This is a genomic window from Sphaerisporangium sp. NBC_01403 (assembly GCF_045040145.1).
Taxonomy (GTDB): Bacteria; Actinomycetota; Actinomycetes; order Streptosporangiales; family Streptosporangiaceae; genus Sphaerisporangium; species Sphaerisporangium viridialbum.
This window is the reverse complement of sequence record NZ_CP109534.1, coordinates 3926228-3951838: the sequence shown is the minus strand read 5'-3', so window position 1 is coordinate 3951838 and position 25611 is coordinate 3926228. Positions and strand designations below refer to the sequence as shown.

Here is a 25611-nt window from a genome sequence, read left to right as displayed (position 1 = left end):
ACCGATTTGAGTCGGCTGACTTAATCGCGCCATGCGGCGTGTTCGGCGACGGGCGTACCAGCGCCTCGGGCACGGGGGAGGCCCACCAGCGGCCTGGTGCGCGGCGTCGCCGATCAGCATTCTCTCTCGCCTGGAGGCCAATCATGAGTCGTGGATGATCAATGAATGCGGGCGCTGAGCCATCTACGGATATGGGTCGGAAGGGGCACGCGCGGACCCACAGCACATGCCCCCTCTGGCCTACTGGAACGGCTAGCCGCGTGAGCGCCGGAACCCGGCGACGCCGATGCCGGCCCCGAGCAGACCCACGATGATTCCCAGAGCCGCCAAGAGCCTGGCCGTGCCGTCGGAATCACCGGCTGCGGTCGGCGAGGTGTTCTTCACCGCGGCGACCGACGGAGTAGCCGCCGGTGTGGTGCTCGCCATGTCGGAGTGCCCGCTGTCCCCGCCGTCTGTGGCGGCGTCCACCAGCTTGAGAACCGGCGCCGGGTGCTCGGGCTCGGACCCGTCGGCCTTGGGCGCGTCGGCCCACTTGACGACCTCACCGCCCGAGTAGGTCTGGCTGGTGGGGAAGGTCAGCTCGTCCGCGTCCTTGGGCAGCGGGCCGACGGAGACCTCGAACTCCTGGAACTGCCCCGGCTCGATCTTCCCGCCCGTCCAGGTGATCTTCAGTACGGACTCGGTGACCTTGTCGCCGTCGTCGGAGACCACGGGCTTGGGCAGCTTTCCCTTGGTCAGCTTCACGTCCCAGCCGGGAACCGGCCTGACCGAGACGAAGGGAAGCGGGTGATCGGTGGGGAACTGGACTTCCAGCTTGGTCGTCTGGGCCTTGTCCCGCTCGTTCGGAACGCGGAAGGCGATCTTGGTCCAGGCGCCCTTCTCGGCGGTGCCGGGGTTGATCGTGACGTGGGCGAGCGCGGGCAGGGCCAGGCCGAGGGTGAGGGCGAGCGCACCGGCGGTGACGGTGACGGCGCGACGGCAGATGGCGGTCAGTGCCATGGGGGATTCTCCGATTGTCTGCGTGAATGCCGAAGAGGCGCGAGCGGTACGAGCTGCGTACCTGCGCGCGCGGGGGACTCAGAGGACAGAGAGAACCGGGGGGCCGCGCCTGACGACCACGTGCCGCAGAACGCGGTCGCGCGCGGGACGGATGGCGCGTTCGGCGCGCCCGAACGGCGCGCGAGGACGTACGGGGGTGACGTCCTGCCGCAGGAGGTGGAGAAGCGCCACCAGGCGCCGCGTCGCGTAGGTTCCGGCCCTTCGCAGGACCGACCACAGCGCCGCGTCGCCACGAGAAACCCACCAGCCGGTGAGCAGCGCGGCGGTGAGGTGGGCGAGGAGCATGCCCGCGCTCACGCCCAGGCCATGGCCCAGCGGCAGGCCGCCCGGGCCGTGTCCATGGGACGGCGGGCCTGCCGGGGTGTCGGCCGTGCCGAGCAACTCGTGCAGGAACGCCTGGGCGAGGAGAAGCAGCCCGGTCACGGTCGCCGGCGAGCGTTCCCGCCCGGCCGGCGCGGCCGTGACCGTCATGACGACCAGCCCGCCGCACACCAGCGCCTGAGCCGTGGGCCCGGCCCCGCCCGCGAACCGGTGCGCCACCACGGCAAGCGTCAGGCACACGACCGCGAAGACCGCCGACCGCGCAAGTCTCAAAGGCAGGTTGGCATGCATGACGCCACGCATCGTCTCACAAGCCGCGAATATCCGGTCGTGCCGAGGTGCTCGACCACTTTGGTGGCAACTTACCTGCCGATCGAACGCAGGTAGGCGCCGAACTGCTCTGCCGCCGTGACATTGCGCGGGCCGCTGACCACCGCCCCGTAGTCCAGCACGAAGTAGCGGTCGTTCCGTACGGCCGGCACCGATCGCAATGCGGGATTGGATTCCAGAAGGGCCCGTTTGTCCGCGAGAGGTTGGTCGCCGTAGTCCACGATGATGATCATTTCGGGTTCGGCGGCGACCACTGACTCCCAGTCCACCGTCGTCCAGCCCTTCTTCACGGTGTCCATGACGTTACGCCCGCCGGCCGCCTCGATGATGGCGCTGGGTGACGCGTACTTCCCGGAGGTGTAGGGCTGGTCGGTGCCGGAGTCGTAGACGAACACGCCCGGTGGTTCGGCTCCGGCCGGATGGGACCGCTTGAGCTTGTCGACGCGTCCGCGCAGGTCGGCGACGAGAGTCTCGGCCCGCTTCTCGACGCCGTGGCTGGGATGACGGGTGGCAGGGAGAACGTGGGAACGGGCTCCACGTTCCGTGTCATGGTCTTCTTCCTTCCTCCGGGACCTTCGCCTCACTAGTCGGACGTGGCCGCCATGTAGTTCCTGCAGCCGGACCGTGTGTGCCGCGTGAGCGTCTTCAACAGAGGTCGCATGAACGGCACCTGCGGTTCCCGGCCGGACGAGTGATGTCGAGTGGCTTCGAACGACTCTCCTGGCCCCAAAGGAACGAGTCTTCTGGCCCCAGTTAGCGATCGGCGGGGCCTGCTGTGAACGAGTTGATTGGCCCCACCCTGGCGGGGCCGTTCTTGAGCTAGCTCTAGAGCGGTTTACGAGAACCCGTCCGATCGGTCTGATCCAACGGGTTCTCACCGTTTATCCGTGTGATGTGATCGCTGGGCCTTAATGCAGTGCCGAAGCTGGAGAACCATCGGCATCTGACGATTTGCCGGTGCCTCTGGGGTCTGGCTGTGCGGGGGCCTTCGGTGACCGCAGTACGGTGGCCGCGAGGAGGAAGCCGGCGACAAGGAGTCCGGCCGCGACGCCGAACGACAGGTGGTAGCCGCCGGTGAGAGCTGCGGCGGTGCTGTTTCTGTCGGTGAGCAGGCTTTGTGCACGTGAACTCGCCAGGGCGGCCAGTACCGCGACGCCGAGGGCACCCCCGATCTGCTGGGTGGTGTTGAGCAGGCCGGAGGCTAGGCCCGAATCGCTGGGTGTGGCACCCGACATGGCCAGTCCGATGACCGCCGGGAGCGCCAGGCCCGCGCCGACTCCGAGTAGCACCACGGCCGGAAGGACGTCCACGACATAGGTCGCGCTTACGGGAAGGCGGGCGAGCAGCACGAGCGCGGCCACGGTGAACGCCAGGCCCGCCAGGAGGACGGTGCGTCCGCCGAAGCGTGTCATCAGCCGTGCGGAGAAACCGAGCGAGATCACCGCGATCACGATGGGGCCGGGCAGGTAGGCGAGACCGGTCTCGACGGCGCTGTATCCGTTGACCGATTGCAGGTACAGGGCGAGGAGGAACTGGAAACCGAACAGGCCGGCCACGAAGAGGATCTGGATGAGGTTGGCTCCCCAGAGGTAACGCGACCGGAAGATGCGCAGTGGCAGTAGCGGACTGTTCGCTTTCGCCTGGCGCAGGACGAACCCGGCGAGCAGGACGATGGACAGGGCGCCGAAGCCGAGTGTGTGGGCGGAGCCCCAGCCGCGTTCCTCGGCCTTGTTGATGGTGTAGACGAGCAGCATCAGGCCTGAGGTGACCAGGAACGCGCCTACCAGGTCGGCTCCCACGCCGAGCCCGAGCCCGCGGTCGGGCGTGAAGAGGCGTATGGCCAGGGCCACGATGACGATCCCGATGGGGACGTTGATGAAGAAGATCGAATGCCAGCCGGCGGTCTGGGTGAGCACACCGCCGGCGATGACGCCGATCGAGCCTCCCGCTGCGGCCACGAAGCTGAAGATGCCGATCGCCTTGGCCTGTTCGCGCGGCTCGGTGAACAACGTCACGATCATGCCCAGGGTCACGGCGCTGGCCATGGCACCGCCGATGCCCTGGAGGAACCGCCCGGCAATCAGCAGTTCCTGGTTTCCCGCCAGGCCGCAGAGTAGCGAGGCCGCGGTGAACACCGTCAGGCCGCTCAGGAGCATGCGCTTGCGGCCGATAAGGTCGCCGAGCCGTCCAGAAAGGAGCAGCAGGCCACCGAACGCGATCATGTAGGCGTTGACGAGCCAAGCAAGACTCGTCTGTGAAAGTGCAGGTCCGCGCCGACGGTAGGCAGCGCCACGGTGACGACGCTCCCGTCGAGGACGATCATCAGTGTCCCCGCGCAGAGCACGTACAGCGCCGGCCAGCGCGTACGGCCGGTACGGAGGGCGGTGTCCCCCATGAGTCACTTTTCCTTCCTAAGTGATGACTTGTTACCGGGGTCATCATTTGTGACCATGGAGGCCTAGCGGAAGAAGGCACATTCATGGTCCAGGGGAACACCGATGTATCAGCGCAGGTCCACGACTCGACGGCCTGTACAATGCTGCAGGTCCTGGAACGGGTCAGCGGCAAGTGGGCTATCGGGATCTTGCTTGCGGCCGCCCACGGTCCGGTGCGCTTCACGGAGCTGGAGCGGGCGGTCAAAGGCATCAGCCGACGCATGCTGACGCTCACCCTGCGCAATCTGGAGCGCGACGGCCTCCTCGTCAGGACCGTCTATCCGACGGTGCCGCCCAAGGTCGAGTACACCGCCACCGAGATCGCCCTGGAACTCTACGAAACCCTGACGTCGCTCACCTCATGGGCGGAGCGGCACCGTGCCGCAATCGCCGACGCACGCACCGCCTACGACCGCGCCGCGTCGTAGGCGACACCCCGCCGTGCCCACCCGGATCGGCTCTCCCGATCCGCAAGACACCGCCGGGATCGGCACCGGGCAGCCAGCGACCAGGCATGGCTGGACTCCTTAGGTGGCGGAGCCCTCGGCCGGCGGCCGGAGGTGGCGCAACAGCTGGTCGTAGGCGGCCATCGAAGGCAGCGGCCGGTTATCGGCAGGCAGCGCGGCCAGACGCCGATGGGTCAGCGAGATCACCGGGGAGTGCCTGCCCTCATCGGCGGAAGGCAGGTCATGGTGACCGGCTGGTGGCCGGGTTTCGGCTGCCCGGCGCGCCTCCAAGGCCACCGCGTCGGAGGTAAGCGCCCCGGCCCGCAGTGCGGCGGCGATTCCGGCGACGACCTGCTCATGGGTCATGTGCCGGTGCAGCAACAGCACCTCGATCAGGGCGCGGGTGCCGGTCGCGTCCCCATGCGCCCGCCGGGCCGCCTCCTACCACGCCTTCTCACCGGAGCACCCGGCGGGCCACGGTGGTGATGTGCAGTTCGTCGGGTCCGTCGAGGAGGCGAGCCATCCGGCCGACGCGGAACAGTGCCGGAAGCGCGGTGTCGGGGCCGAGGCCCGCGGCGCCGTGGATCTGGATTGCCGCATCGGTGACCTGCTGCAACATGCGTGCCGCGGCCACTTTCGCCAGGCCCGTCTCGACTCGGGCGTCCAGCCCGGCCTCGGCCAGGGCGACGGCCTCGAAGACCAGCGGCCGGGTGGTCCTGATCGCCAGCAGTGCGTCGAAGACGAGACCTTGGACGAGTTGCAGGTCGGCCAGCCGCCCGGCGGACGTCGAGCGCTCGCGGGCTCGCTCTCGCATCAGGGTGAAGGCACGCTCGGCCTGACCCAGCCAGCGCAGGCAGCGCAGCAGGCGGCCGAGTCGTACCCGCTCCGCGACCAGGCGTAGTCCTCCGCCTTCCTCGCCGATGAGGTGGTCGGACGGGACCGTGACCCCTTCCAGGGAGATCTCCCACTGGCCGCCGGCGCCGAGGACCGTCAGCTCGCGCACCACCCGGAATCCGGGTGTCGAGGTGGGGACGAGCAGCAGGGAGAGGCCGGCCTTGTCGGGCGGTGCGCCCGAGGTGCGGGCGAGTACGGCGGCCAGGTCGGCGGTGCCGGCGCCGCTGACGAACCATTTGCGGCCGTGGATCGTCCAGGACCCGTCGGGTTCGCGCGCCGCCCGGGTGGCGGTCAGAGCGGGGTCGGACCCCGGCGTCTCCGGTTCGGTGATCGCGTTGCACATGGTCATCCGCCCGGCCGTGACCTCGCGCAGGTGGGCGTCCCGTCCGGCGAGGGTCTTCACGTCCAGCAGCACGGTGGACCCCAGGATGGCGGGAGCGTGGTCGCTCGCGCCTTCGGCCTCCGCGATGTGCGCGTACTCGGTGAGCGACAGGCCCGCGCCGCCCAGTTCGGCCGGGAGCGCAAGACCCCAGAGTCTCTCGGCGCGGGCCTGGTGCCTGAGCCGTTCGACGAGCGCCCGCGCGGTCGCGCCGCCCGCGTCGAGCGCGGCTTCATGCGGCATCACCCGCTCGCTGACGAATCCGGCGACCCGGTCCCGCAACTCGGCCACATGGGCTGGGCAGGGGGGCGCGCCCCATGCGGATCGCTCGCCATCGACCTGCTGTGACATTCCAACTCCAGACATGCCGGGAACTGAATGAAATTTCCGTCCGACTCCCCTGCTGTGGAACAGGTCGTGCGACCACGCGGCCGAGTTCCCATTCGCGTTGGGCACGACTCGCGGTCACCGCCGCGGGAGAGGAGAGCCATGGCACACCCCGTCACGGTCCGGGCGGTACGCCCGCTCGACACCATCGGGTTGCGGACGGCCGGGCCAACCGCCCTCACCGCCGTCGCGGCCCGCCACCTCACGCTCCTGGGCGCCGCCGACCTCGGAACCACGACGTCCGGCGGTCCCGGGATCGTGGCGCTCACACCGGAGGGCGGGCGTCCCCTGACCGCCGAAGTCGCCTGGGCCCGGGTCGCCTCGCCGGAGGAGGTGAGCGACGAGGCCACCGCCCAGGCCGCCACCGGGGTCGCCCATGTTCACGGCCGTCGCGGCGGTGATCCGCAGGGCCTGGCCGTCGACTACCTGGCCACGGCCTGCGCGGTCCTGACCGTTCAGGGACTGCTGGCGGGGCTGATCGGACGTGCTCGCGGCGCGGCGGTCGAGACCGTCCTGACGGGCGTCGACCTGGCCGGACTGCTGGCGGTCGGGCAGTACCTCGCCGCCGCGACCGCGCAGGAGGACGAGGCGGTGCCGTTCGCTCCCGGCGGCCCGCCGTTCACCACGGCCGACGGCGTGTGCTTCGAGGTGGAGACGCTTGACCCTGGCGTGTGGGTGGCCTTCTGGCGGTCGCTCGGCGTGCCGGACCGGGTCGCGGCGTCCGCGTGGCGATCCTTCCAGTTCCGGTACGCCACCGCGTGCTCCCCGCTGCCCGGAGAGCTGCACGTACGGGCCCAAGCCGCCGGCTGGCCCGCCGTACGGCGGGCGGCGGAGGACTCCGGCGCCTCGCTCTGTGCTCTGCGTTCCCTCGCCGACCGCCTGGGAGAGCCACGTGCACAGGCGCCCTGGGAGCTGACGCCCCGCCAGGCGCGTTCTCTCGATTCGGCCCGGCCCGGACCGGCCGAGGCCGCCCGCCCGCTGGCCGGGTTCACGGTCCTGGAAGCCGGGCGACGGATCCAGGCGCCGCTGACCGCCTACATCCTTGGCCTGCTCGGAGCGGACGTGATCCGCGTCGAGCCCCCCGGCGGCGATCCGCTACGGGGCATGCCGCCCACCTGTGGAGACCTGTCCGCCCGCTGGCTGGCGCTCAACCGGGGCAAGCGCGCGGTGGAGATCGACATCAAATCCGCCGCGGGACGCGACGAGTTGCGGGACCTGGTCGCCGACGCCGACGTGTTCGTGCACAACTGGGCTCCGGGCACGGCCGAGCGTCTTGGCCTGGATGACCGGGACCTGTCGCCGGTCAGCCCTGGCCTGGTCTACGCCTACACCAGCGGCTGGGCCGGCCGGCTGCCCGGCGCCCCGTTGGGCACCGACTTCATGGTCCAGGCCCGTACCGGTGTCGGGGAGGCGGTACGTCCCGCGGGCGAGCCCCCGGTACCGTCGCTGATGACCTTGCTGGACGTCCTCGGCGGCCTGCTCGGGGCCGAGGCGGTGCTCGCCGGGCTGCTGCTGCGCGAGCGCGAAGGGCATGGCGTGCGGGTGGACTCCTCGCTACTGGGCGCGGCCGAGTCGCTCACCGAGCCCGCTCTGCGCAGAGCCGCCGCCGGCGCGGACCCTCGCGCCCCGAAGGGCTTCCGGCGCCCGTTGCCCACAGCGGACGGCTGGGTGGCCGTCGCCGACGACAGCCCCGTGACCCATGCCGCTCAGCTGAGTGGCATGACCACGGCCGCGGCCCTCGCCGCGCTCCGCCGAGACGGACTGCGGGCCACCGCCGTGACGACCGCCCTCGACGCCCTGCCCGTCGATCCCCGCTTCGCCGCCGCACTCACCCGTGACGAGCACGGAGCCTTGGCCGTACCTGCCCCCTGGAGGTTCAGATGACCCCCCGCCTGGACGATCTGGTACCCGCCGCGCTCCGCCGTGAGTGGGCGGCCGACGGCACCTGCCCCGACCTCGACCTGTACGCGCTGTTCCGCTCGCACCGCCTCACCAACCCCGGCCGGGTCGCCGTCTTGGACGCCGCCGGTGCGCTGACCTACGCCGACCTCGACCTGCTGGCTCGCGCCGCGGCGGCGGGGCTCCGGCGGCTCGGCGTGTGCGAGGGCGATGTCGTCGGCGTCCAGTTGCCCAACGGCCGCGACGCGGTCATCGCCGACCTGGCCCTGGCGGCCCTCGGCGCGGTGGCGCTGCCGTTCCCCGTGGGCAGGGGCGTGACCGAGGCGATTTCGCTGCTGGGCCGCTCCGGCGCCCGGGCCGTCATCGCGGCCGTCGACCACCGGGGGACGGCGCACGCCGCAGACCTGGTGGCTGCCGCGGACCAGTTGCCGGGGCTGCGGGTGGTGATCGCCGCCGGCCCGGCGGAGTTTCCGGCCGGCAGCGTGCCGTGGGACGACGTGCTCGCCGCGGACGGCCGCGCGTTCGTCCCGGTCAGAGCGGATCCCGACAGCGCCGCCCGCATCCTGGTCTCCTCGGGGTCGGAGACCGAACCCAAGATGGTCGCCTACTCCCACAACGCGCTCGCGGGCGGCCGTGGCAACTTCATGGCCACGCTGATCACCGGCGACGGTCCGCCTCGCTGCCTGTTCCTGGTCCCCTTGGCCTCGGCCTTCGGCAGCAACGGCACCGCCGTCACCCTGGCCAGGCATGGCGGCTGCCTGGTGCTGCTCGACCGCTTCGCTCCCGAGGCCGCGCTCGCCGCGATCCGTGAGCACAGGCCCACACATGTGCTGGCCGTGCCCACCATGATCCGCATGATGCTCGACCAGCCGGGAGGCGGCCCCATGCCGCCGATGACCGCGCTGGTGCTCGGCGGCGCCGAGCTGGACGCCGCCACGGCCGCCGAGGCGGGCCAGGTGTTCGGCTGTCCGGTGGTCAACCTGTACGGGTCGGCTGACGGGGTGAACTGCCACAGCGGTCTCGGGCAGAGACCGGCGAGCGATCCAGGGCCCGGTGTCGTGGTGGGTATGCCGGATCCCCGGGTGGCGGAGATCCGTATCGCCCCGACGGCCGGCGAGGAGGAGTTCGGGGAGATCATCGCTCGCGGCCCGATGACCCCGATGTGTTACGTCGGAGCACCGGAACTGAACCAGCGCTACCGCACCGCCGAGGGCTGGGTGCGTACCGGCGACCTTGGCGTGATCGATGAGAACGGGAGGCTGCGCCTGGTGGGCAGGCTCAAGCAGGTCGTCATCCGCGGCGGCGTCAACATCAGCCTGGCCGAGGTCGAGCACGGGCTGGCCACCCATCCCGGCGTTCGGGAGGTGGTCTGCCTGGGCGTACCCGACCAGGTGATGGGCGAGCGGCTGGCGGCCTGTGTCGTGCCACGTCCCGGCCGGGCGCTCGAACTGGCGGACCTCTGCTCCCACCTGTTCGGGCAAGGGGTGGACCGGGCCAAGCATCCGGAACACCTGCTGCTGCTGGAGGCGCTGCCCCTCACCCCGGCGGGCAAGCCGGACCGCGACGCCCTGCGTGACCTGCTGCTGCGACCACGTTCGGCATCGGCCTGAGACCCGGGGGCCGGAGACGACCTCCGGCCCCCCTGCTCAGGCGACCCGTTCGGCCTCGAGTACCGACGCCCTGAGCTGGTCACGAGCCCGCGCCACGCGAGAGCGCACCGTGCCCACCGGGCATCCGATCAGCTCGGCCGCCTCGGCATACGGCAGGCCCACCAGCTGGGTGAGCACGAAGGCCCTACGTCGTTCACGCGGCACCCTGGCCAGCAACTCGGCCAGGGCGACCCCATCCTCCGAGCCCGGCAGGCCGCGCGGCTGGCATCGTTCGGCAGCGGCCTGCCAGTCGGCCAGTTCGGCGATGACCGGGCGTGCGGCCGCCGCGCGGAACCGGTCGACGACGACCCGGCGGGCGATGGACAGCAGCCACGTGCGGGCCGAGGACCGACCGGCGAACCTCGGCAGGCTGCCGAGGACCCGTACGAACGTCTCCTGGGTGAGGTCCTCCGCGGACTGCTGATCGCTCAGATAGGCGACGAACCGCCGCACGTCCGTGTACACCGCACGGGTGAAGGCCTCGACGTCCGCGGGCGCTCCATCGCGTGCGGCCAGGGCGAGCACCGTCAGCCACTGGTCGTCGGTCGTCCGGGGGTCGCTGATGACAGAACTCATGGTGATCGTTCCTTGCGGTCGCAGGACAGAACGGGTGCGCGGTCTGAGGTGCCGCACGGTCTTCGGCGGGAGAGGGCATGGATCGTGGCGCGGGCCACAGGCACAGGCCGCCGCACTCCACCGGCTCCGGTGGGAACCCGGCCAGGCTCGCGAGCGACTGTCTGGTTCGCGGTCGTCGCATGGACCCCGCGGACGGAAGGAGACGGCGATGCGGCTGGATCGGCCAGGGGGCCCGGCGAGCGGGACGACCCGGCGACAAGGGGTCACGGTGCTGCTCGTCGCCGTCATGGGCGTCTCGATGGCGCAGCTCTTCCTGATCGGAGCTCTCGGCCCCCGCCTGGTCGAGGAGGCGGGCATCTCCCGGTCCGTGCTCGGCCTGACCACGACCGCCGGATTCGGTGTCGCCGCGCTCCTGTCGCTGAGCGCCGGCCGGTGGGTGGATCGGCTGGGCGCCCGCCGCTGCCTGGTCACCCTGCTGCTGCTCGCCGCGACGGCCCTGGCGCTGATCGGTTCCGCCTCGGGCGCGCCGATGCTGCTGGCGGCGGTGGCGCTCGGCGGCCTCCCGCAGGCGCTGGCCAACCCCGCCACCAACAAGGTCATCCTGGCCGTGGTCGAACCGGCACGCCGGGGCGCGGTCACCGGCTGGAAGCAGTCGGGCGTCCAACTCGGTGCCTTCGCGGCCGGTCTTCCCCTGGCGACGCTCGCCGTATGGACCGGGTGGCGTGGCGCGGTATGGACAGCGGCGGTGATCGCCCTGCTCATCGCCGCCTGGGCCGCCCGTGCGCTGCCGTCCGACCCCCTCACCGCTGACGGCGGGCCGCCGGCCGGCCTGCCGCGGGCCCGGGTGGGACGGCTGGCGCTCTTCTCCTTCCTGCTCGGCTGCGGGATCGCCGCCGTCAACACCTACCTGGCGCTCTTCGGCACCCAAAGCCTGGGGTTGAGCCCGGTCGTGGCGGCGTGGCTGGTGGCCGTTCTGGGACTCACCGGGGTGGCCGGCCGGGTCGGCTGGTCTCGGCGGGCGGGCCGGCTCGGGCAGGCGGAGGCGCTTCTCGCGCCGCTCGCGGCGGGGGCGTGCGGAGCGGCCCTGCTGTTCGGGGCCGCCTTCTGGGCGCCGATCCTGATCTGGGCGGCAGCGGCGGCCGTCGGGGCCTTCGCCGTCGCGGCCAACGCCGTCACGATGGTCACCGTGATCAAACGGGCCGACCCGCGCACCGCCGGACGCGACTCCGCGCTCGTCTCGTCCGGGTTCTTCGCCGGTTTCGCCGTCGGCCCTCCATTGTTCGGGTTCCTGGTCGACGCCGCGGGCTACGGGCCCGGCTGGCTGCTGGTCGCCGCCGAGTTCGCCGTCGCCGCCTCGGTGGCGACGTCGCTCAGGTTCCGGACGAGGACACGCGGGTGAGCTGGGCGGAGCGGGCCCTGGGCGAGGTCCTGAGCCGGGCGGCGGAGACGGAGTCCATGGTGGGCGAGCGGTGGCCGCTGCACGCGGACCCCCTCTCCGGTCGCTGGACGACCACCGCGCGCGGCTCATGGACCGGTGGTTTCTGGGCCGGCCTGCTCTGGCTGCGGGCGATCCTGAGCGGGGAACTCGCCGATCGGGCCGCGGCGCGCATCCGCACCATGTCCCTCGCTCCGTGGGTCGGCGCCGACACCGCGACCCGGGGGCTGATCTTCTGGTACGGCACGGCCCTGGCCGAGTGCGGCGCCGGCGCGGCCACCCTTCGCGACCGCGCGGCGCGCGCATGCCTGGACGCCTACGATCCCCGTCTCGGCCTGGTGCCCTGGGGCGCCGCGTTCGGAGGCCCCCGCGAGCTGGCCAGGGTCGACGCCCTTCCCGGCCTGGTACGGCTGCTCGCCTACGCCGGCCCGTACGGCAGGAACGCGGCCCAGGCCCAGCTGGACCTGCAGCTGAAGCTGAGCGCCGGGGGCGGTGAGCCGCACCCGGCGTGGGCGGCCCTGCCCGACGGAACCTGGGTGCCCCATCCCGAACCGCCGATGGGCTGGAGTCGTACGGTGGCCTGGCTGGCGCTCGCGATCGCCGACTCCGCCCACGCCGGCCAGGCGCCACGGGCAGGCGGACCGCCCTTCCGGCCCACCGATCACCCGGCTCTCGAGGAGAGGCTCGCTCCCGGCTCGCCTGCGATCCCTCCCGCGTCGGCGCTCAGACCTGGTGGTCCGCCGGACACCTCCGCCGCCGCGATCGAGGCGGTCGCGGCGCTGAAGCTGTCCGCGCTCGCCGGACGGCGGACGTCCGGAGCCCTGCGCGACCGAGCCGCCGATGTGCTCGGCGAACTCGTGGCTGCGCATCTGCGAGACGGCCGGCTGCTCGACGGCTGCTATGACCTGGACCATGGAGTCGCCACTCGCCACGAGCTGGTGTGGGGTGATTTCTTCCTGGCGGTGGGCCTTGCGATACTCACCGGGGCCATCGCTCCCTTCGCCTGCTGAGACGCTCGACCAGAGGCCACGCCGAAACGTGACGGCGCGATCGACGCGCACAGGCCGACAGGCCCACCGCCGACGATCAGTACGGGAAAGTCCATTGAGATCCTCCGACAGAGGGGCGGCCCGAAGACCGCCCCGCGAGTGGTCAGCCCAGGGCGGTGACGATGGCGTCGGCGTTGGCCGTGTACACCGCCTTCAGGTCGAATGCCTGGCCGGGGAAGTTGTTGATCACTACGCGCTTGGCGTTCACGTTGGACAGCGCGTCGCCACCGGGCATCGCCGAGTTGTCCAGGATCAGCTGTGGCTTCTTGGCGGCCAGCTCGGAGATCTGGCCCGCGGTGGGCGGCTGGGGGCCGTACACGCCGGCGGGCTGGACGCCTGCGAGGTCGGCCGCCCAGGCCACGAACGCCTGTGCCACGATCACCGGCCGGGCGCCCTTGGCCGCGCCGGTGACCTTCTGCTTGAGTGAGGCGTACTCGGTGTCGAAGCTCGCGGTCCACGCCTTGGCCGCGCCGGCGGTGCCGAACTCGCCGCCCAGCCTCAGCACCTCGGCCTTGACCTTGTCAGGGGCGTTGTCCAGGGACACCTCGATCAGCTTGGCCGTTGACCCTGCAGCCTCTTTGATCTTGCCGGCGAACCCCTCGAAAGCGGCGTAGAGGACGATGTCCGCCTCGGCCACCTTGGCCAGGTCGGACGGCTTGGGATCGTAGTCGGGCGCGTGCCGCACTCCCGGCGGCACGATCACCGTGATGTCGGTGGCGCCCGCGGCCTTGGCGAATCCGGCCTCCCAGCTGGAGGCGGCGACCACCTTCGGGCCCTTGGCCGTCGACGCGGGGCCCGAGGAGGTGGCGTTCTGCGTGCTTCCACAGGCGGTCACGGCCAGGGCGGCCAGGACAGTGACGGCGGCCATGCGCAGGCGGCGGTTGAGCGCGTTCATCTAGTGAAAACCCTTTCTGGAGTGGAACGAGGAGGAGGGGATGGCATGGAGGAGGAGGGTGCAGACCCCTCCGACGAGCACGAGCGTCGGACCCGGCGGAAGATCGAAGAGCAGGGCGAGGAAGAAGCCGCCCACGTTGAACAGGAGCCCGAAGATCACCGCCCAACGGACCATGGCAGACAGCGACCGGCCGGCCCGGCGTGCCGCCAGCGCGGGCAGCAAGGTGAGCGCGTCCACCAGCAGGGCACCGGTGAGCCTGATCGCCGAGGCGATCGCCACGGCGATCACCATCAGCAGGATCAGGGTCAGCCGCTCCACCGCGACGCCCGAGCACAGCGCGAGCTCGCGGTCGTGCAACAGCAGCGCCAGATCACGACGGCGCAGGCCGTACAGCAGCGGGACGATCACCGCCAGCACGGCCAGGGAGACCACATCCTGGGTGCGGGTGGCCAGGATCGATCCCCACAGCAGCTCGAACGCCCCGTTGGCGTTCACCCCCGAGATCGACAGCACCAGCAGCGCGGCGGCGATGGCCAGCGTCATGAGCAGCCCCATCGCACCGGACAGGCCCGCGCTGCTGCGGGCCATCGGGGTGAGCGCGCCTCCGGTCAGCGCGCACAGGACCAGCGCGCACAACAGCGGGTCCAGGCCGGTCAGCAGGCCGATCGCGATGCCCAGCAACGCGACGTGCATCATCGCGAAGCGGACCGGCATGATGTCCAGCCCCACGATGAACACCCCGACGATCGGGAGCGCCACCGCTCCGAGGAGCAGCGCCAGAACGGCGAGCCGCACCGAAGGCAGCTCCATGAGCGCGCCGATCGAGTTCACCGGACCTCCCGCAGCCGCCCGGCGGCCATCTCGGCCACCCGCCCGCAGGCCTCGGCGACCACCCGGTCGTGGGTGACCACCACCACGCTCACGGGCAGTCCGGCCAGTACGGCCGCGACCTGCTCCTGCCCGGCGAAGTCCAGCGCCGCCGTCGGCTCGTCGGCCAGCACCAGCCCCGACCCCGCCGCCACCTGGCCAAGGGCCCTTGCGAGGTAGGCCCGTTGGAGCTGGCCCCCCGAAAGGGTGTCCAGCGGGCGGTCCAGGAGGCCGCCGATGCCGAGATCTCCAGCGGCCCGCACAGCCTGCGCGGTGTGGCCGCTGCTGGCCAGCAGTTCGCCTACCAGCAGCGGGAAGCGTCCGGCCGCCTGCCGCTGGGGGATCCAGGCCACCTCCGAGCGGCGCCGGGTCCAGTCGGCGGTGCCGCGGGCCCGGGTGCCCGCGACCTCGATCAGGCCGCTGGTGTCGCGGTGCAGGCCGAGGATGGCACGCAGCAGCGTGCTCTTGCCCGAGCCGTTGGTGCCGGTGACGGCCAGGTGCTCGCCGGGCGACAGATCGAGATCCACCCTGTCGACCGCGAGGAGCCTGCCGTGCCGGCAGGTCACCTCCGACAGCCGTAGCGCCGCGGCGCGTGACGGGGGGGCTGGTTCGGGCATGGTGATACTCCCGGCCTGGGGGATGGGCGTACGACGGCAGCCGGGCGGAGGTACTCCGTCCGGTAGAGCGGGATGAAGGAAACGGCCTGCCGTGAAAGGTCAGGCGGAAACGGGCGCGGGTGGGGGAGCGCGACCGCTCACCGCATGCCGCAGGAGCGCCGGCCGGAGGATCGCGGGAGCGGACGAACCGGCGTGACCGGTACGAGGCGAGCCGTACCTGCCACTGACGAAGATCACCAGCAGGCGAAGACGAACGGCGAGGCGGCGCAGCACCGCCCACAGGGCGGCCTCACCGCGTGACAGCCACAGCGCTGTCAGCCCTACAGCCCACCCGTGCGTCACCAGCATGCCGACACCGGGGACCAGCCCCGTATGCACGTGACCGCCCACCTCGACCAGCGGCTCGAGGACGGGCGCGGTGGAGAAGAGCAGATGCAGCGCCACCTGCACACCCGCCAGCAGCGGAAGGATCACGCTCATCCCGCGCTCGCGGCCCGTAGCGGGCAGCACAACCAGCGAAGCCACCACCAGCCCGAAGACCGCGGCGCGGCCGGAGACCGTACCCCCGCCGGCTACGTGCGCGACGACGCCCAGCACCAGGCACACCACGGCGAAGGCCGCGGCGCGGGCAAGGCGGAACGTCAGCCCGGCGGCCATCATGTCCAGGCGATCGTGTAGCCACCCGCCGTCAGCGGCTCGGAGACATCGGCCATGACCTTCGGACCGTCGAGGCGGGGCTTGCCCACCCCGATGGCCCTGCCCGGCCCGTCGTGCGGGACGGCTACGGGGAAACCGACCCGTGCGCTGTATTCCAGCCGGATCTCTTCCAGGCCGGAGACATGGGCATTCGCAGCGGGCGAGCTGCTTTTGCGACTGTCATGGGCGAACGCGGCGGGACCGGCGAGCGTGCGGAACAATCCACAGCCGAGCGCCGCCACAAAGGTGTTGAGAATGAACCGTGGCGAAGAAGCCAACGCGGACTCCGTTGGGAAACCCCGGACCGTCGCCGGGCAGGACCGGAACGACGCTTCCACGGCAATGTGGAGCGCCTTGTCACCGGGTATGCCGGCCTTCGGATTCCGAGGAACCCTCAGCCGGCGACGGTCGGCGCGGGCGGGCCACGCCGGTGAATCGCCGCCGCGATTTCCCAGACGACGTGCGGCACGGGCTCGGGCGCCGGCACAGCCTGGCGTACCGGCGTGAAGGTTCCGGTCACGACGGCGAACAGCCGGCGCAGCACCGGGAGCGGGGCCATGGCGTACAGCCGCAGCATGAGCCACACCGCGCTCTCACCGCGGTACATCCACCACCCGGTCAGCATCGCGACCACGAGGTGGACAAGAGTCATGCCGAAGGTGAGGTGACCATGATGCTGCCCCAGCTGCGCGACCATGCCCGGCGCGCTCCGGGCGAACAACTCGTGCAGCAGGAGCTGCGCCACGGTCGTCGTCGCGAGGACGACCTCCGCCGCCCGCTCGCGTCCGTTGAGCGCGAAGGCCAGGACGAAGGCGCCCAAGGCCCCTACAGCGAACGCCGTCGGCCCCACCTGCCCACCGCCCGCGAAGCCGTGGCCGGCCGCCGAGACGACGAGGCACACCATCGCGAAGATGGCGGCTCGTGCCAGGCGCAGGGCCGGCTCCTTGGCGGACACACCCGACATACTGTCAGCCGGAGGGCCCTGCGAGAAGCCCGATCAAGGACGTTGCTCCCGCCGTCTTCGGACGGACGGGTCTGACCTCGTGCTCTCGGACGCAGCGTGCTGATCTTCCTTGGCATCCCGCTGGTCGCCGGCCATCTGTCACGCAAGCTTGGCGAGCGCGCCAAGGGCCGCGACCGGTACGAGGGCGAGGTGAATACCCTGCTTCGCCAAGTTTCGCCGGCCGGGTCGAGGCGGCCGATCTCATGTACAGCGCGATGCTGACCATTGTTGTCACCGGGAAGCCGCTCGGCATCGGGGCCACCCTCAGATTGTGATCGACATTCTTTGGGTCGTGGCGATTCCAGTCGGCCATTCAGAACATCTTCCCTCAAAGTCGATTTCAATCGACCTCGCAGATTCGTTCCATCAAAGTGGCAATTCCTGGGACCGGCGATGACTCGGCCGGGCGGTGGGGTGGACGAGGGCGGCCACTGATGACCTGCGGCAGTGGCCGTCCTCGTCCACAGCGAGGGCGAAGGGCTGCCGGTGATATGACACGCCGGTCTCTGGCAGCAAGTTGCCGAGGCAAGTTGCTGCCTTGGCTACCTACTTTCGTGAGACCGCCGGGAATATGAGAGTGAAAAGCGTGCGACAGCAGCCGGGCACATGTGATCGCCCACCGGCTTGTTGATCTTATGTCGAGTCGAATGTCAATGACTCCAGAATAGGCCGTGAGGGCTCTCTCACGGTCATCAAATGTCGCCGTCATCTTATTAGGAGATCGTGATGGAGTTCGATCGCGCAGCCGTCGACAACGTTCTGGCCGAAGCGGGAGCACTCGGTCTCATCAGCGAAGTGGAACGAGCCGAGATCCAGTCGGTCCTCACCCCTGAGTTCCCGTACGCCGACGCGCTGAGGTTCACCGACTCGGTGCACGCGCATGTCAAGGTCGAAGACGTGGAGGCGCTCCCGCACGCCCAGCTCAAGGAGCTCGGATATCGAGCCGAAAACGCCGAGCCCGGCTACATAAAGTACGCGACCGACGCGGCGTGGGCGAACAACCTGTGCTGCCCCATCCCCCGGAACTGCCAATGGCGAAGGCGTTCGTGGACGCCGCCAGGATCGCGGTGGCGAGACGGCTCCTGGAAGAACTGCAATCAAGTCGCCTCCTGGCGCCGGCCCGTTACTGCGCCGCCTGAGCAGATCAGATTCGACCTTGCCCTGACCGCACGGTGAATCGCCGCCGTGCGGTCAGGGCCAGTGCAAGGGGAGCAGATGACCAGCACACCCGAAGCCCTCACCACCGACTCGATTGGTTCGCGGCTGGATCGGCTCCGCTGGAGCGGCACGCATGTGACCATCTTGATGGCGCTCGGTGCCGGCTGGCTGTTCGACTCGCTGGAAGTCAACCTGGTGGGCAGCGTCATCAACCCGCTGAGCGAGCACTTCCACGCCACCACGGACCAGTCCTCGCGAATCTATTGGGTATGGCTGCTGGGAATCCTGTTCGGTGCGATGGCGGGCGGTCAGCTCGCCGACAGGTTCGGCAGGCGCCGGCTCTTCGTCGCCACGCTCCTGTGGTACTGCGGGTTCACCGTCCTCACGGCGGCGAGCCCCTCCTTGGACGTGCTCTATGTACTTCGATTCCTCACTGCTCTGGGAGTGGGGGCAGAGTACGCGATCATCAATGCGGCCATCATGGAGTTCATGCCGGCCCGGGTCCGCGGCAGGGCGGCCGCGGCGGTGATGAACTTCTGGCCGGTGGGCGCCATCGCCAGCGGGCTGATCGCCTACCTGATGCTGAACACGTTCGCGCTGGCCAACGCGGTGTCCTGGCGATACGGCTTCGCGCTCGGCGGGATCCTCGCCTTGATAGTTCTGGTGTTCCGCCGCCGTCTTCCTGAGTCGCCGCGCTGGCTCGCCGCTCAGGGCCGCCTGCAGGAGGCTGACGCCGTTCTTCGCCGTCTGGAAGAGAAAGCGGGAATCGACCCGCACGCCCCTGAGGGGAGCGACGAGCACGAGCTCCGCGCGCCGCCGTTCCGTTATGCCCTGGTCGAACTGGTCCGTCGCTACCCGGCACGCCTCGCGCTCGGCTGCACGCTCGACCTGTCCGAGGCGTTCGGCTACTACGGTATCTTCGCCGTGCTGTCGATAGTCGTGCTGAAGCAGGTCGACTACACCGACGCGGAGATCCCGTTCTTCTTCATCCTCGGCAACGTCGGCGCGGTGATCGGCGGCATCTGTATGACGTTGGCGTTCGACCGCATCGGGCGCCGCTGGACCGTCGGAGCCTATTACGCTCTGGCCGGTGCCAGCGTGGGCGGGCTCGCGGCGGCCACCGCGTCGGGGAGCAAGACCTGGGTGCTGCTCGCCTTCATGGTGTCGAACGCCTTCGCGACGGGGGCTTGGACGGCGGCGTATCCCACGTTCACAGAGCTGTTTCCCACGCATCTGCGGGCCGCGGGGATCGGCACCAGTGTCGCTGTGGGCCGGTTGGGCGCCGCGTACGGAACCCTCTATCTTCCCAGCCTGGCCAGCCAGATCGGTCCCACTCCCAGCTACCTCCTCATCGTGGCGTTCTGGGGTCTCGGGGTGGCGGCCATCGTGATCTGGACGCTGTGCGGTGGCGTCGACGGAGCTCGGAAACCCCTGTCCGCCGTCAGCGCCGCCGCCGGCCGTCGTGCGGACCGACCCCCGGCCCCCGCGAGCCAATGAACATTTGAACGGTACGACGCGGCATCCACCTCTTGTGCCGGACGTGACCAGGATTAGACGTATGTCTAATTTGACAACCATCTAAGTCATGCCCCAGACTGATGGCTGTTTAGACGACTGTTTATCCAAGGGATCCACGTATAGGAGAAGAGGCATGAGCGGTGGATGTTGCGGCCCGTCGGCCGTCGAGCCGGCGCAGGCGGTATCACCTGTGAGCGCGACCGAGCCTCCGGTCGTGGTGATCGGCGCGGGCCCGGTCGGCATGGCCGCGGCGGCGCACCTTGCCGAGCAGGGCCTCGACTTCCTGCTTGTGGAGGCCGGACCGCAGGCCGGCGCCTCGGTGGCGCAATGGGGTCACGTGCGGGTCTTCAGCCCATGGCGCTACAACATCGACTCCGCCGCCCGCCGCCTGCTCGAAGCCGAAGGCTGGGTCCCGCCGGATCCTGAGTGGCTGCCGACCGGCGCCGAGCTGGTCGATCAGTACCTCGCGCCGCTGGCGAATCATCCCGCCATCGCTTCCCGGCTGCGGCTGGGCGCGCGAGTGACCGGGATCAGCCGGCTGGGGTACGACCGGCTTCGTACGGCGGGCCGCGAGAACGTGCCGTTCCTCATCCGCCTCGCCGACGGAGGGGAACTCCTGGCGAAGGCGGTCATCGATGCCTCCGGCACCTACGCCGCCCCCAATGTGCTGGGTGCCAGCGGCCTGCCCGCGCATGGTGAGCACGCCGCCGGCGAGCTGATCGACCACGCGCTCCCCGACGTGCTCGGCGCCGAGCGCGAGCTGTACGCAGGCAGGCACACGCTGGTCGTCGGCGCCGGCCACTCGGCGGCGACCACCCTGCTCGGTCTCGCGCGGCTCGCCCAGGATGTCCCAGGCACACAGATCACCTGGGCGGTCCGAGCCGGGAACCCGAGCCGCACCTACGGCGGTGGCGCCGCCGACGCCCTGCCCGCTCGCGGCTCACTCGGCACTCGCGTCCGCGCTCTCGTCGAAGCGGGCAGCGTCCGCCTGCTCACCGGCTTCTACACGCACACCGTCAAGGCGACGGCGGGCGGCGTCGAGGTGACCAGCCGTGACCCTTCCGGTGCGGAACAGCGCGTCGTCGCCGACCGGATCATCGCCGCGACCGGCTACCGGCCCGACCACTCCATCGCCGCCGAGCTGCGGCTGGACCTGGACCCGATCGTCGGCTCGACGCGGCGGCTCGCCCCGCTGATCGACCCCAACCATCACTCCTGTGGCACCGTGCCTCCGCACGGGGTGGACGAGCTCTCCCATCCCGAGACGGGCTACTACGCAGTCGGCGTCAAGAGCTACGGCCGCGCGCCGACGTTCCTGATGGCCACGGGCTACGAGCAGGTCCGTTCCGTGGTGGCCGCCCTCGCCGGCGACTGGGACGCCGCTCGTGACGTCCAGCTCGACCTGCCGGAGACCGGGGTCTGCTCCTCCGACCTCGCCGAGGCCCAGGACGCCAAGGCCGGACTCGACACCGGGATACGCGGCGGCCTGCTCGCCACGTCCCTGCCTCTCGTGTCCACCGGCACCGGCGGCGGCTGCTGCGGTTGATGACCGCGCCCGAGAGGGTCGCCACTCCCGCGTCCGGGGGCGGCGACCCTTCACGGTGGTACGGGTGGCGCATGGTGGGAGCCTTGGCCGTCACTCAGACCATCGGCTACGGCGTGCTGTACTACGCGTTCTCGGTGTTCCTCACGCCGATGCAACACGATCTCCACGCCGGCGGCACGGAGATCGCCGCGGCGCTCACCATCGCCGTGCTGGTGACCGCCTTGGCGGCGCCGTGGGTCGGCCGGCGGCTGGACCGCCACGGCGGGCGCGGGGTGATGACCACCGGTTCGGTCCTCGGCACGCTGGCGGTGCTGGCGTGGTCACGTGCCGAAACCCTGCCCCAGCTGTACGCGGTCTTCGTCGCCATCGGGCTGGCGTCGGCGATGGTGCTCTACGAACCCGCCTTCGCGGTCGTGGTGGCCTGGTTCGGGTCCCGTCGACGCGACACAGCACTGCTCGCGCTCACCATCGTGGCCGGCTTCGCCTCCTCGATCTTCTTGCCGCTGACCGGCCTCCTCGTGGAGCGGTACGGCTGGCGCGGCGCCTTGGTCGTTCTCGCCCTCGTCTACGGCATCGCGGCGGTGCCGCTGCACGGCCTGGTACTGCGCCGTCGTGTTCGTGCCCATGAGGTTCCCCGGCAGGTCGACCAGGCCGGGGTCGTGCGGGCGGCGCGACGTGAGCCGAGCTTCTGGCTGCTCGCGACAGCCTTCACCGCGAACAGCGGGGTGGTCGCCGTGATCGCCGTCCACCTGGTCGCCTACCTCGTGCGGCTTGGACACGCACCTGCCTTCGCCGCGACGGTGGCGGGGCTGCTCGGCGTGCTGTCGGTGACCGGGCGGCTGATCACCTCGGCACTGCGGCGCCGCGGCCCCACGGCCCTCATCACCGCAGGGGTGTTCGTCCTGCAGGGAGTCGCGGTGGTGTCGCTTCCGTTGCTCGGTGGCAGCGTGACGGGCGCGGTGGGTTGTGTGCTGCTGTTCGGTCTCGGCTTCGGTGTGGGAACCATCGCCCGCCCCGCCCTGCTGGCCGATCGGTACGGCACCGAGGTTTACGCGACGCTGGCCGGGAACGTCGCCCTCCCGGCGACGGTGGCGAAAGCGGCGGCGCCCCTTGGGGCCGCGGCCATCGCCACCAAGGCCGGCTACACACCCGTCATGATCGCGTCGGCGGTGTGCTGTCTCCTCGCGGGCGCCTTCCTGGTGGCATATCAACGTGGTGCCCATAAAGTTGGAGGTCCCTCGAACTAAGGTGCCGGCCGTACGCCGGACCGAGACGGGTTTGGCCGTGCGGACCGATGCCGGCGACATCCTCGGGCTGATCCGGCGGTCCCTGTCCGCTCAGGCACTGGCCTTATGGGCTACGAAAAGGACGCGATCCTCGTCCTCGGGGTGTTCGACCGAGGTGAGCGGGTGGTCGGGCGTTCCGATGTGGAAGCCGGTCCAGCCGGCATCCTCAACCAGCTTCGCCACGTCCGCGACGGCATGGGCGGTGTTGACGATCGTGGACTCGAAACGGTCGTAGCGGCCGTCGTCCGCACGTACCACTCCCGAGATCCGGAAGAACCCGCGGCCCTCCTCTTGGTTCATGGCGCCACGGAAAAGGAACATCGCGGACTTCTCATCCTTGATCCAGATCCGGTTCATGGCGTCGAGTCCCTTGGCGGTGGTCAGGTCGAAGGCGAACATGCCGCCGGGCTCCACCGCGCGGTAGACGGCTCTTAAATAGGACGCGACCTGGTCGAGGTTCCTGAGGTGGTTCGGAATGTCGTACGTGGAGAAGGCGAACGGGACCTGTTCCGGCAAGGTGAAGTCGGTGGCGTCGGCATGGATCAGCGTGACCTGGTCTCCGGCGCCGTGGAAGCGCGCCCGCGCCCGCGCCAGCATCGCCTTCGAGATGTCCAAACCGATGATCTGATAGCCCTCCTTGCGGAAACGTCCAGCGACGATACCGGTGCCACAACCGACATCAAGGACTCGGCGCGGGGCGTCGGGCATCACCGTGAGGTGCAGTCGCAGAAGCGCCCTCGCGATCCGCGTCGGATAGAAGCTCCAGAACTCGTCGTAGATCTTGGCGTGCAGGTCGACGTATGCCTCGGTCGTCACAGTGTGATCCCTTCAGGGCCGGCGTCTTGTGAGATGTGCACGTAGCCTCTTGATTCGAAAACACCCTATTTATATGATCATCGAATTATTCGACAGTGTCAATGACCGCGAGTGAGGGCGGCCGGTTCGCCTTCGGGGCGCCTTGCGGCAAAACCGGCGCAGGTCAGGTTGCCCAATAGTTAGACAGGTGTCAATATAGAGCTATGTCAAAGACGGGAGTGACACCGGAACCCGCAGGTGTCTCGCCATCCAAGGGTTGCTGTGCTCCGATCGAGTCCGTTCCGCTGGACCCCGCTCACGCGGTCGACATGGCCAAGGTGTTCAAGGCCCTGGGTGATCCGGTCCGGCTGCGGCTGCTGTCTTTGATCGCGGCTCATCCTGACGGGGAGGTCTGCGTATGCGATCTGACTGATCTGTTCGACGTCGCGGCCCCCACCGTCTCCTATCACTTGAAGCTGCTGCGTGAGGCCGGCCTGGTGGATCATGACCGCCGCGGGACCTGGGTGTACTACCGGCCGATCCGTGAACGCCTTCGCCAGCTCTCCGCGCTGCTGGCCGCATCCGACCTGGCGGGAGCCGCCAGATAGCGACCGGTCGGGATATCCGCTCAGGTTCTCCTGGCGGGCACGGTCAGCACTTCACTCAATCGCTCCAGAGCCGTGGGCACCACCCAGTAGAACACCCATGTGCCCCGTCGCTGGCAGTCGATGAGCCCGGCTTTCCGCAGCACTCTGAGATGGTGTGAGATCGTCGGGCCGGTGAGGTCGAACGCCGAGGTGAGGGTGTTCACGTACGCTTCGCCGCCGGGGTGTGAGGCGATCAGCGACAACAGCCGCACCCGTACCGGATCGGACAGTGCCTTGAACGCCGCCGCGACTTCCGCCGCCTGGTCCACGTCCACCGGCGCTGCCGCGAGCGGCGGACAACAGATCTCCGCTCCTGAGCAACCCTGCTTAGACACGCGCCTATCTTGACAGTCTTCTAGACGGGCGGCAATGGCGATATGTGGACACGTCTGGGCAGTTCATACTGTAAGCCATCCCTTTTCCACGGCCTTCACGCCGGCCTCGAACCGGCTTCTCGCGCCCAGCCGATCCATCAGGTCGGCCACCATGCGGCGGTGGGTGCGGAGCCCGATTCCCAGCTTCTTGCTCGCGGCCTCGTCGGTGAAGCCCTGACCGAGGAGCCGGAGCAATTCCCGCTCCTGCATCGTCACACTGTTCTCGCATCGGCGCTGGTCCGTGCCGAACGGCGCTGCCGAGTCCCAGATGTGCTCGAACAGGGCGACGAGCGCCGTGATGATCCCCTCGCCGCAGACCTCGACGGCCCCTTTCTTGCTGGACTCGGGGTCGAGGGGGATCAGCGCCACTTCACGATCGAAGATGACGATACGCAGGGGAAGGGTCGGTATCGTGCGCACCTCGCCTCCCCGCTCGCTCAACCAGCGTGCGTAGGTGAGCGTTGGAGCGTCGTTGCAGGCGCTGTCCAGATACACCGTGCGCACGCGGAGCCCACGTTCCAGGAGCGCGTCGTCCAGAGGCCGGCTCGCTTCCAGGCTCTCGGGTGACTGCGCGCCGCCTGGCATGAACGACAGGCACTCGGAACCCGCCCAGTGGGCCAGGGTCTCGATACGGGCCCGAACCGCCTCCACGCTCTGGAGTGAGTCGCACTCGTGGCGCGCGCCGACCGCGCACAACTCGCTGTACTCACTGATCAGGCGATTGACCGCATGCTCCGCCGCGACGAACTCCTCCTGGCGGCGCATCAGGTCCGCCCGCTGACGCTGCAGCAGAGAGTGGAACGCGACGCTCGGACTGCCGGGACGCAACGTGCCGGAGGATCGACGTAACAGCGAGAGCTCCACCAGCCTGTCGATGGTGCTCCGGACATACGTCTCGGAGATGCCCAGCTGTGTGGCGATCTCTGTGATGCCCCACTCCTTCTGGGTCAGCACCAAGCGGTAGATGGCATCGGCATGGACATCCAAGCCCCATTGCTGAAGCACACTATCCCCCATAGCACCCAATGCACGACGAGGATCATTAAATAGCACGGAACTACGACTGTCTATGTCATATCACTTGGACGGTCGATGCCCCTCCGCTTGAGGCGTTAGAGCCACGTCCTATGCGGGAGGGGTATGGACTTGCGCTCGCCCGGCAGCCCGGCATCTGCGACCAGAACTCAGCGAGTGACCGATTGTCACCGATTGTGTTTCCGTCCACGCGACCCTGGCCGCCGTTCACCGATGATTCACCTTGGTCCGTAGATATGGCGATAGGACTACTTGACTTTCTGGCCGAAGCTCAACGCCGTGGGCTCGCCCATCTCGCCGTCAGGTTGCCGATCG

The 25611-nt window shown here is 69.8% G+C and carries 26 protein-coding genes; 10 read left to right on the top strand and 16 right to left on the bottom strand.

Going from position 1 to position 25611, the window contains the following annotated elements; translation table 11 throughout:
- Positions 1 to 252: 252 nt before the first annotated feature.
- The 4 genes from OG589_RS17990 to OG589_RS17975 form a co-directional block, all read right to left on the bottom strand.
- Positions 253 to 999 carry a DUF1775 domain-containing protein gene (locus OG589_RS17990; protein ID WP_405150497.1) on the bottom strand — a complete coding sequence of 249 codons (747 nt, stop codon included), beginning with the start codon at positions 997 to 999 and terminating at the stop codon, positions 253 to 255.
- A gap of 78 nt (positions 1000 to 1077) precedes the next feature.
- On the bottom strand, positions 1078 to 1653 hold the full coding sequence (locus tag OG589_RS17985) for an MFS transporter (RefSeq protein WP_405150495.1): 576 nt from the start codon (positions 1651 to 1653) through the stop codon (positions 1078 to 1080).
- Positions 1654 to 1742: 89 nt separating this feature from the next.
- The gene (locus tag OG589_RS17980) at positions 1743 to 2294 is read right to left on the bottom strand and encodes an ABC transporter substrate-binding protein (RefSeq protein ID WP_405150493.1); all 552 of its coding nucleotides are present in this window, start codon (positions 2292 to 2294) and stop codon (positions 1743 to 1745) included.
- A gap of 324 nt (positions 2295 to 2618) precedes the next feature.
- Positions 2619 to 3932, bottom strand: coding sequence for an MFS transporter (locus tag OG589_RS17975; protein WP_405150491.1), 1314 nt, complete (start codon positions 3930 to 3932; stop codon positions 2619 to 2621).
- A 314-nt stretch (positions 3933 to 4246) separates the two neighbouring features.
- On the opposite strand from OG589_RS17975, the gene OG589_RS17970 reads away from it, so the two are divergent.
- Positions 4247 to 4573, top strand: coding sequence for a winged helix-turn-helix transcriptional regulator (locus tag OG589_RS17970; RefSeq protein WP_405150489.1), 327 nt, complete (start codon positions 4247 to 4249; stop codon positions 4571 to 4573).
- A gap of 99 nt (positions 4574 to 4672) precedes the next feature.
- Here OG589_RS17970 and OG589_RS17965 read toward each other — a convergent pair whose 3' ends face one another.
- Together OG589_RS17965 and OG589_RS17960 are read right to left on the bottom strand one after the other, a co-directional pair.
- A complete protein-coding gene (locus OG589_RS17965; protein WP_405150487.1) occupies positions 4673 to 4978 on the bottom strand; it encodes a hypothetical protein in 306 nt (101 codons plus the stop codon).
- A 67-nt stretch (positions 4979 to 5045) separates the two neighbouring features.
- Complete coding sequence (locus OG589_RS17960; protein ID WP_405150486.1) at positions 5046 to 6155, bottom strand: acyl-CoA dehydrogenase family protein; 1110 nt, start codon at positions 6153 to 6155, stop codon at positions 5046 to 5048.
- A 198-nt stretch (positions 6156 to 6353) separates the two neighbouring features.
- Between OG589_RS17960 and OG589_RS17955 the strand changes: the two genes are divergently transcribed.
- Both OG589_RS17955 and OG589_RS17950 read left to right on the top strand, forming a co-directional pair.
- Positions 6354 to 8135: a CoA transferase gene (locus OG589_RS17955; protein WP_405150484.1), complete on the top strand. Its 1782-nt coding sequence runs from the start codon at positions 6354 to 6356 to the stop codon at positions 8133 to 8135.
- A complete protein-coding gene (locus OG589_RS17950) occupies positions 8132 to 9760 on the top strand; it encodes a class I adenylate-forming enzyme family protein (RefSeq protein WP_405150482.1) in 1629 nt (542 codons plus the stop codon). Before OG589_RS17955 ends, OG589_RS17950 begins: the two co-directional genes overlap by 4 nt.
- Before the next feature lie 36 nt (positions 9761 to 9796).
- Here OG589_RS17950 and OG589_RS17945 read toward each other — a convergent pair whose 3' ends face one another.
- Complete coding sequence (locus OG589_RS17945; RefSeq protein WP_405150481.1) at positions 9797 to 10375, bottom strand: sigma-70 family RNA polymerase sigma factor; 579 nt, start codon at positions 10373 to 10375, stop codon at positions 9797 to 9799.
- Between the two features lie 208 nt (positions 10376 to 10583).
- Between OG589_RS17945 and OG589_RS17940 the strand changes: the two genes are divergently transcribed.
- A complete protein-coding gene (locus OG589_RS17940; protein WP_405150479.1) occupies positions 10584 to 11774 on the top strand; it encodes an MFS transporter in 1191 nt (396 codons plus the stop codon).
- On the top strand, positions 11771 to 12820 hold the full coding sequence (locus OG589_RS17935) for a hypothetical protein (protein ID WP_405150478.1): 1050 nt from the start codon (positions 11771 to 11773) through the stop codon (positions 12818 to 12820). Before OG589_RS17940 ends, OG589_RS17935 begins: the two co-directional genes overlap by 4 nt.
- 142 nt (positions 12821 to 12962) lie before the next feature.
- Here the strand turns inward: OG589_RS17935 and OG589_RS17930 are convergent, their stop codons facing one another.
- The 6 genes from OG589_RS17930 to OG589_RS17905 form a co-directional block, all read right to left on the bottom strand.
- Positions 12963 to 13754 (bottom strand): metal ABC transporter solute-binding protein, Zn/Mn family, encoded by a 792-nt coding sequence (locus OG589_RS17930; RefSeq protein WP_405150477.1) that lies wholly within the window; start codon positions 13752 to 13754, stop codon positions 12963 to 12965.
- Complete coding sequence (locus OG589_RS17925; protein ID WP_405150475.1) at positions 13755 to 14585, bottom strand: metal ABC transporter permease; 831 nt, start codon at positions 14583 to 14585, stop codon at positions 13755 to 13757.
- Complete coding sequence (locus tag OG589_RS17920) at positions 14582 to 15238, bottom strand: ATP-binding cassette domain-containing protein (protein ID WP_405150473.1); 657 nt, start codon at positions 15236 to 15238, stop codon at positions 14582 to 14584. Before OG589_RS17920 ends, OG589_RS17925 begins: the two co-directional genes overlap by 4 nt.
- 99 nt (positions 15239 to 15337) lie before the next feature.
- Entirely contained in the window at positions 15338 to 15898 is a 561-nt protein-coding gene (locus tag OG589_RS17915) for an MFS transporter (protein ID WP_405150472.1), read from the bottom strand.
- Positions 15895 to 16212: a copper resistance protein CopC gene (locus tag OG589_RS17910; protein WP_405150470.1), complete on the bottom strand. Its 318-nt coding sequence runs from the start codon at positions 16210 to 16212 to the stop codon at positions 15895 to 15897. Before OG589_RS17910 ends, OG589_RS17915 begins: the two co-directional genes overlap by 4 nt.
- Positions 16213 to 16328: 116 nt before the next feature.
- A complete protein-coding gene (locus OG589_RS17905; protein ID WP_405150469.1) occupies positions 16329 to 16889 on the bottom strand; it encodes a hypothetical protein in 561 nt (186 codons plus the stop codon).
- 774 nt (positions 16890 to 17663) lie between these two features.
- Here OG589_RS17905 and OG589_RS17900 point away from each other — a divergent pair.
- The 4 genes from OG589_RS17900 (at position 17664) to OG589_RS17885 (ending at position 22406) form a co-directional block, all read left to right on the top strand.
- On the top strand, positions 17664 to 18113 hold the full coding sequence (locus tag OG589_RS17900; protein ID WP_405150467.1) for a hypothetical protein: 450 nt from the start codon (positions 17664 to 17666) through the stop codon (positions 18111 to 18113).
- Positions 18114 to 18137: 24 nt separating this feature from the next.
- A complete protein-coding gene (locus OG589_RS17895) occupies positions 18138 to 19592 on the top strand; it encodes an MFS transporter (RefSeq protein WP_405150465.1) in 1455 nt (484 codons plus the stop codon).
- A 154-nt stretch (positions 19593 to 19746) separates the two neighbouring features.
- Positions 19747 to 21159, top strand: a complete 1413-nt coding sequence (locus OG589_RS17890) for an FAD-dependent oxidoreductase (RefSeq protein WP_405150463.1) — start codon at positions 19747 to 19749, stop codon at positions 21157 to 21159.
- A gap of 74 nt (positions 21160 to 21233) precedes the next feature.
- Entirely contained in the window at positions 21234 to 22406 is a 1173-nt protein-coding gene (locus tag OG589_RS17885) for an MFS transporter (protein WP_405152064.1), read from the top strand.
- A 90-nt stretch (positions 22407 to 22496) separates the two neighbouring features.
- Here OG589_RS17885 and OG589_RS17880 read toward each other — a convergent pair whose 3' ends face one another.
- Positions 22497 to 23261, bottom strand: a complete 765-nt coding sequence (locus tag OG589_RS17880; RefSeq protein ID WP_405150461.1) for a class I SAM-dependent DNA methyltransferase — start codon at positions 23259 to 23261, stop codon at positions 22497 to 22499.
- Between the two features lie 308 nt (positions 23262 to 23569).
- Between OG589_RS17880 and OG589_RS17875 the strand changes: the two genes are divergently transcribed.
- Complete coding sequence (locus OG589_RS17875) at positions 23570 to 23848, top strand: ArsR/SmtB family transcription factor (RefSeq protein ID WP_405150459.1); 279 nt, start codon at positions 23570 to 23572, stop codon at positions 23846 to 23848.
- Between the two features lie 20 nt (positions 23849 to 23868).
- Here OG589_RS17875 and OG589_RS17870 read toward each other — a convergent pair whose 3' ends face one another.
- Together OG589_RS17870 and OG589_RS17865 are read right to left on the bottom strand one after the other, a co-directional pair.
- Positions 23869 to 24222, bottom strand: coding sequence for an ArsR/SmtB family transcription factor (locus tag OG589_RS17870; RefSeq protein WP_405150457.1), 354 nt, complete (start codon positions 24220 to 24222; stop codon positions 23869 to 23871).
- Positions 24223 to 24285: 63 nt separating this feature from the next.
- Positions 24286 to 25266, bottom strand: coding sequence for a hypothetical protein (locus tag OG589_RS17865; RefSeq protein WP_405150455.1), 981 nt, complete (start codon positions 25264 to 25266; stop codon positions 24286 to 24288).
- Positions 25267 to 25611: the final 345 nt, after the last annotated feature.

What these genes read in the sequence shown, in the direction of transcription:
- OG589_RS17875 (WP_405150459.1), top strand. Translation starts at nt 23,570, where the DNA reads ATGGCCAAGGTGTTCAAGGCCCTGGGTGATCCGGTCCGGCTGCGGCTG.
- OG589_RS17955 (WP_405150484.1), top strand. Translation starts at nt 6,354, where the DNA reads ATGGCACACCCCGTCACGGTCCGGGCGGTACGCCCGCTCGACACCATC.
- OG589_RS17920 (WP_405150473.1), bottom strand. Translation starts at nt 15,238, where the DNA reads ATGCCCGAACCAGCCCCCCCGTCACGCGCCGCGGCGCTACGGCTGTCG.
- OG589_RS17890 (WP_405150463.1), top strand. Translation starts at nt 19,747, where the DNA reads ATGAGCGGTGGATGTTGCGGCCCGTCGGCCGTCGAGCCGGCGCAGGCG.
- OG589_RS17940 (WP_405150479.1), top strand. Translation starts at nt 10,584, where the DNA reads ATGCGGCTGGATCGGCCAGGGGGCCCGGCGAGCGGGACGACCCGGCGA.
- OG589_RS17915 (WP_405150472.1), bottom strand. Translation starts at nt 15,898, where the DNA reads ATGATGGCCGCCGGGCTGACGTTCCGCCTTGCCCGCGCCGCGGCCTTC.
- OG589_RS17945 (WP_405150481.1), bottom strand. Translation starts at nt 10,375, where the DNA reads ATGAGTTCTGTCATCAGCGACCCCCGGACGACCGACGACCAGTGGCTG.
- OG589_RS17900 (WP_405150467.1), top strand. Translation starts at nt 17,664, where the DNA reads ATGGAGTTCGATCGCGCAGCCGTCGACAACGTTCTGGCCGAAGCGGGA.
- OG589_RS17950 (WP_405150482.1), top strand. Translation starts at nt 8,132, where the DNA reads ATGACCCCCCGCCTGGACGATCTGGTACCCGCCGCGCTCCGCCGTGAG.
- OG589_RS17975 (WP_405150491.1), bottom strand. Translation starts at nt 3,932, where the DNA reads ATGATCGCGTTCGGTGGCCTGCTGCTCCTTTCTGGACGGCTCGGCGAC.
- OG589_RS17990 (WP_405150497.1), bottom strand. Translation starts at nt 999, where the DNA reads ATGGCACTGACCGCCATCTGCCGTCGCGCCGTCACCGTCACCGCCGGT.
- OG589_RS17970 (WP_405150489.1), top strand. Translation starts at nt 4,247, where the DNA reads ATGCTGCAGGTCCTGGAACGGGTCAGCGGCAAGTGGGCTATCGGGATC.
- OG589_RS17930 (WP_405150477.1), bottom strand. Translation starts at nt 13,754, where the DNA reads ATGAACGCGCTCAACCGCCGCCTGCGCATGGCCGCCGTCACTGTCCTG.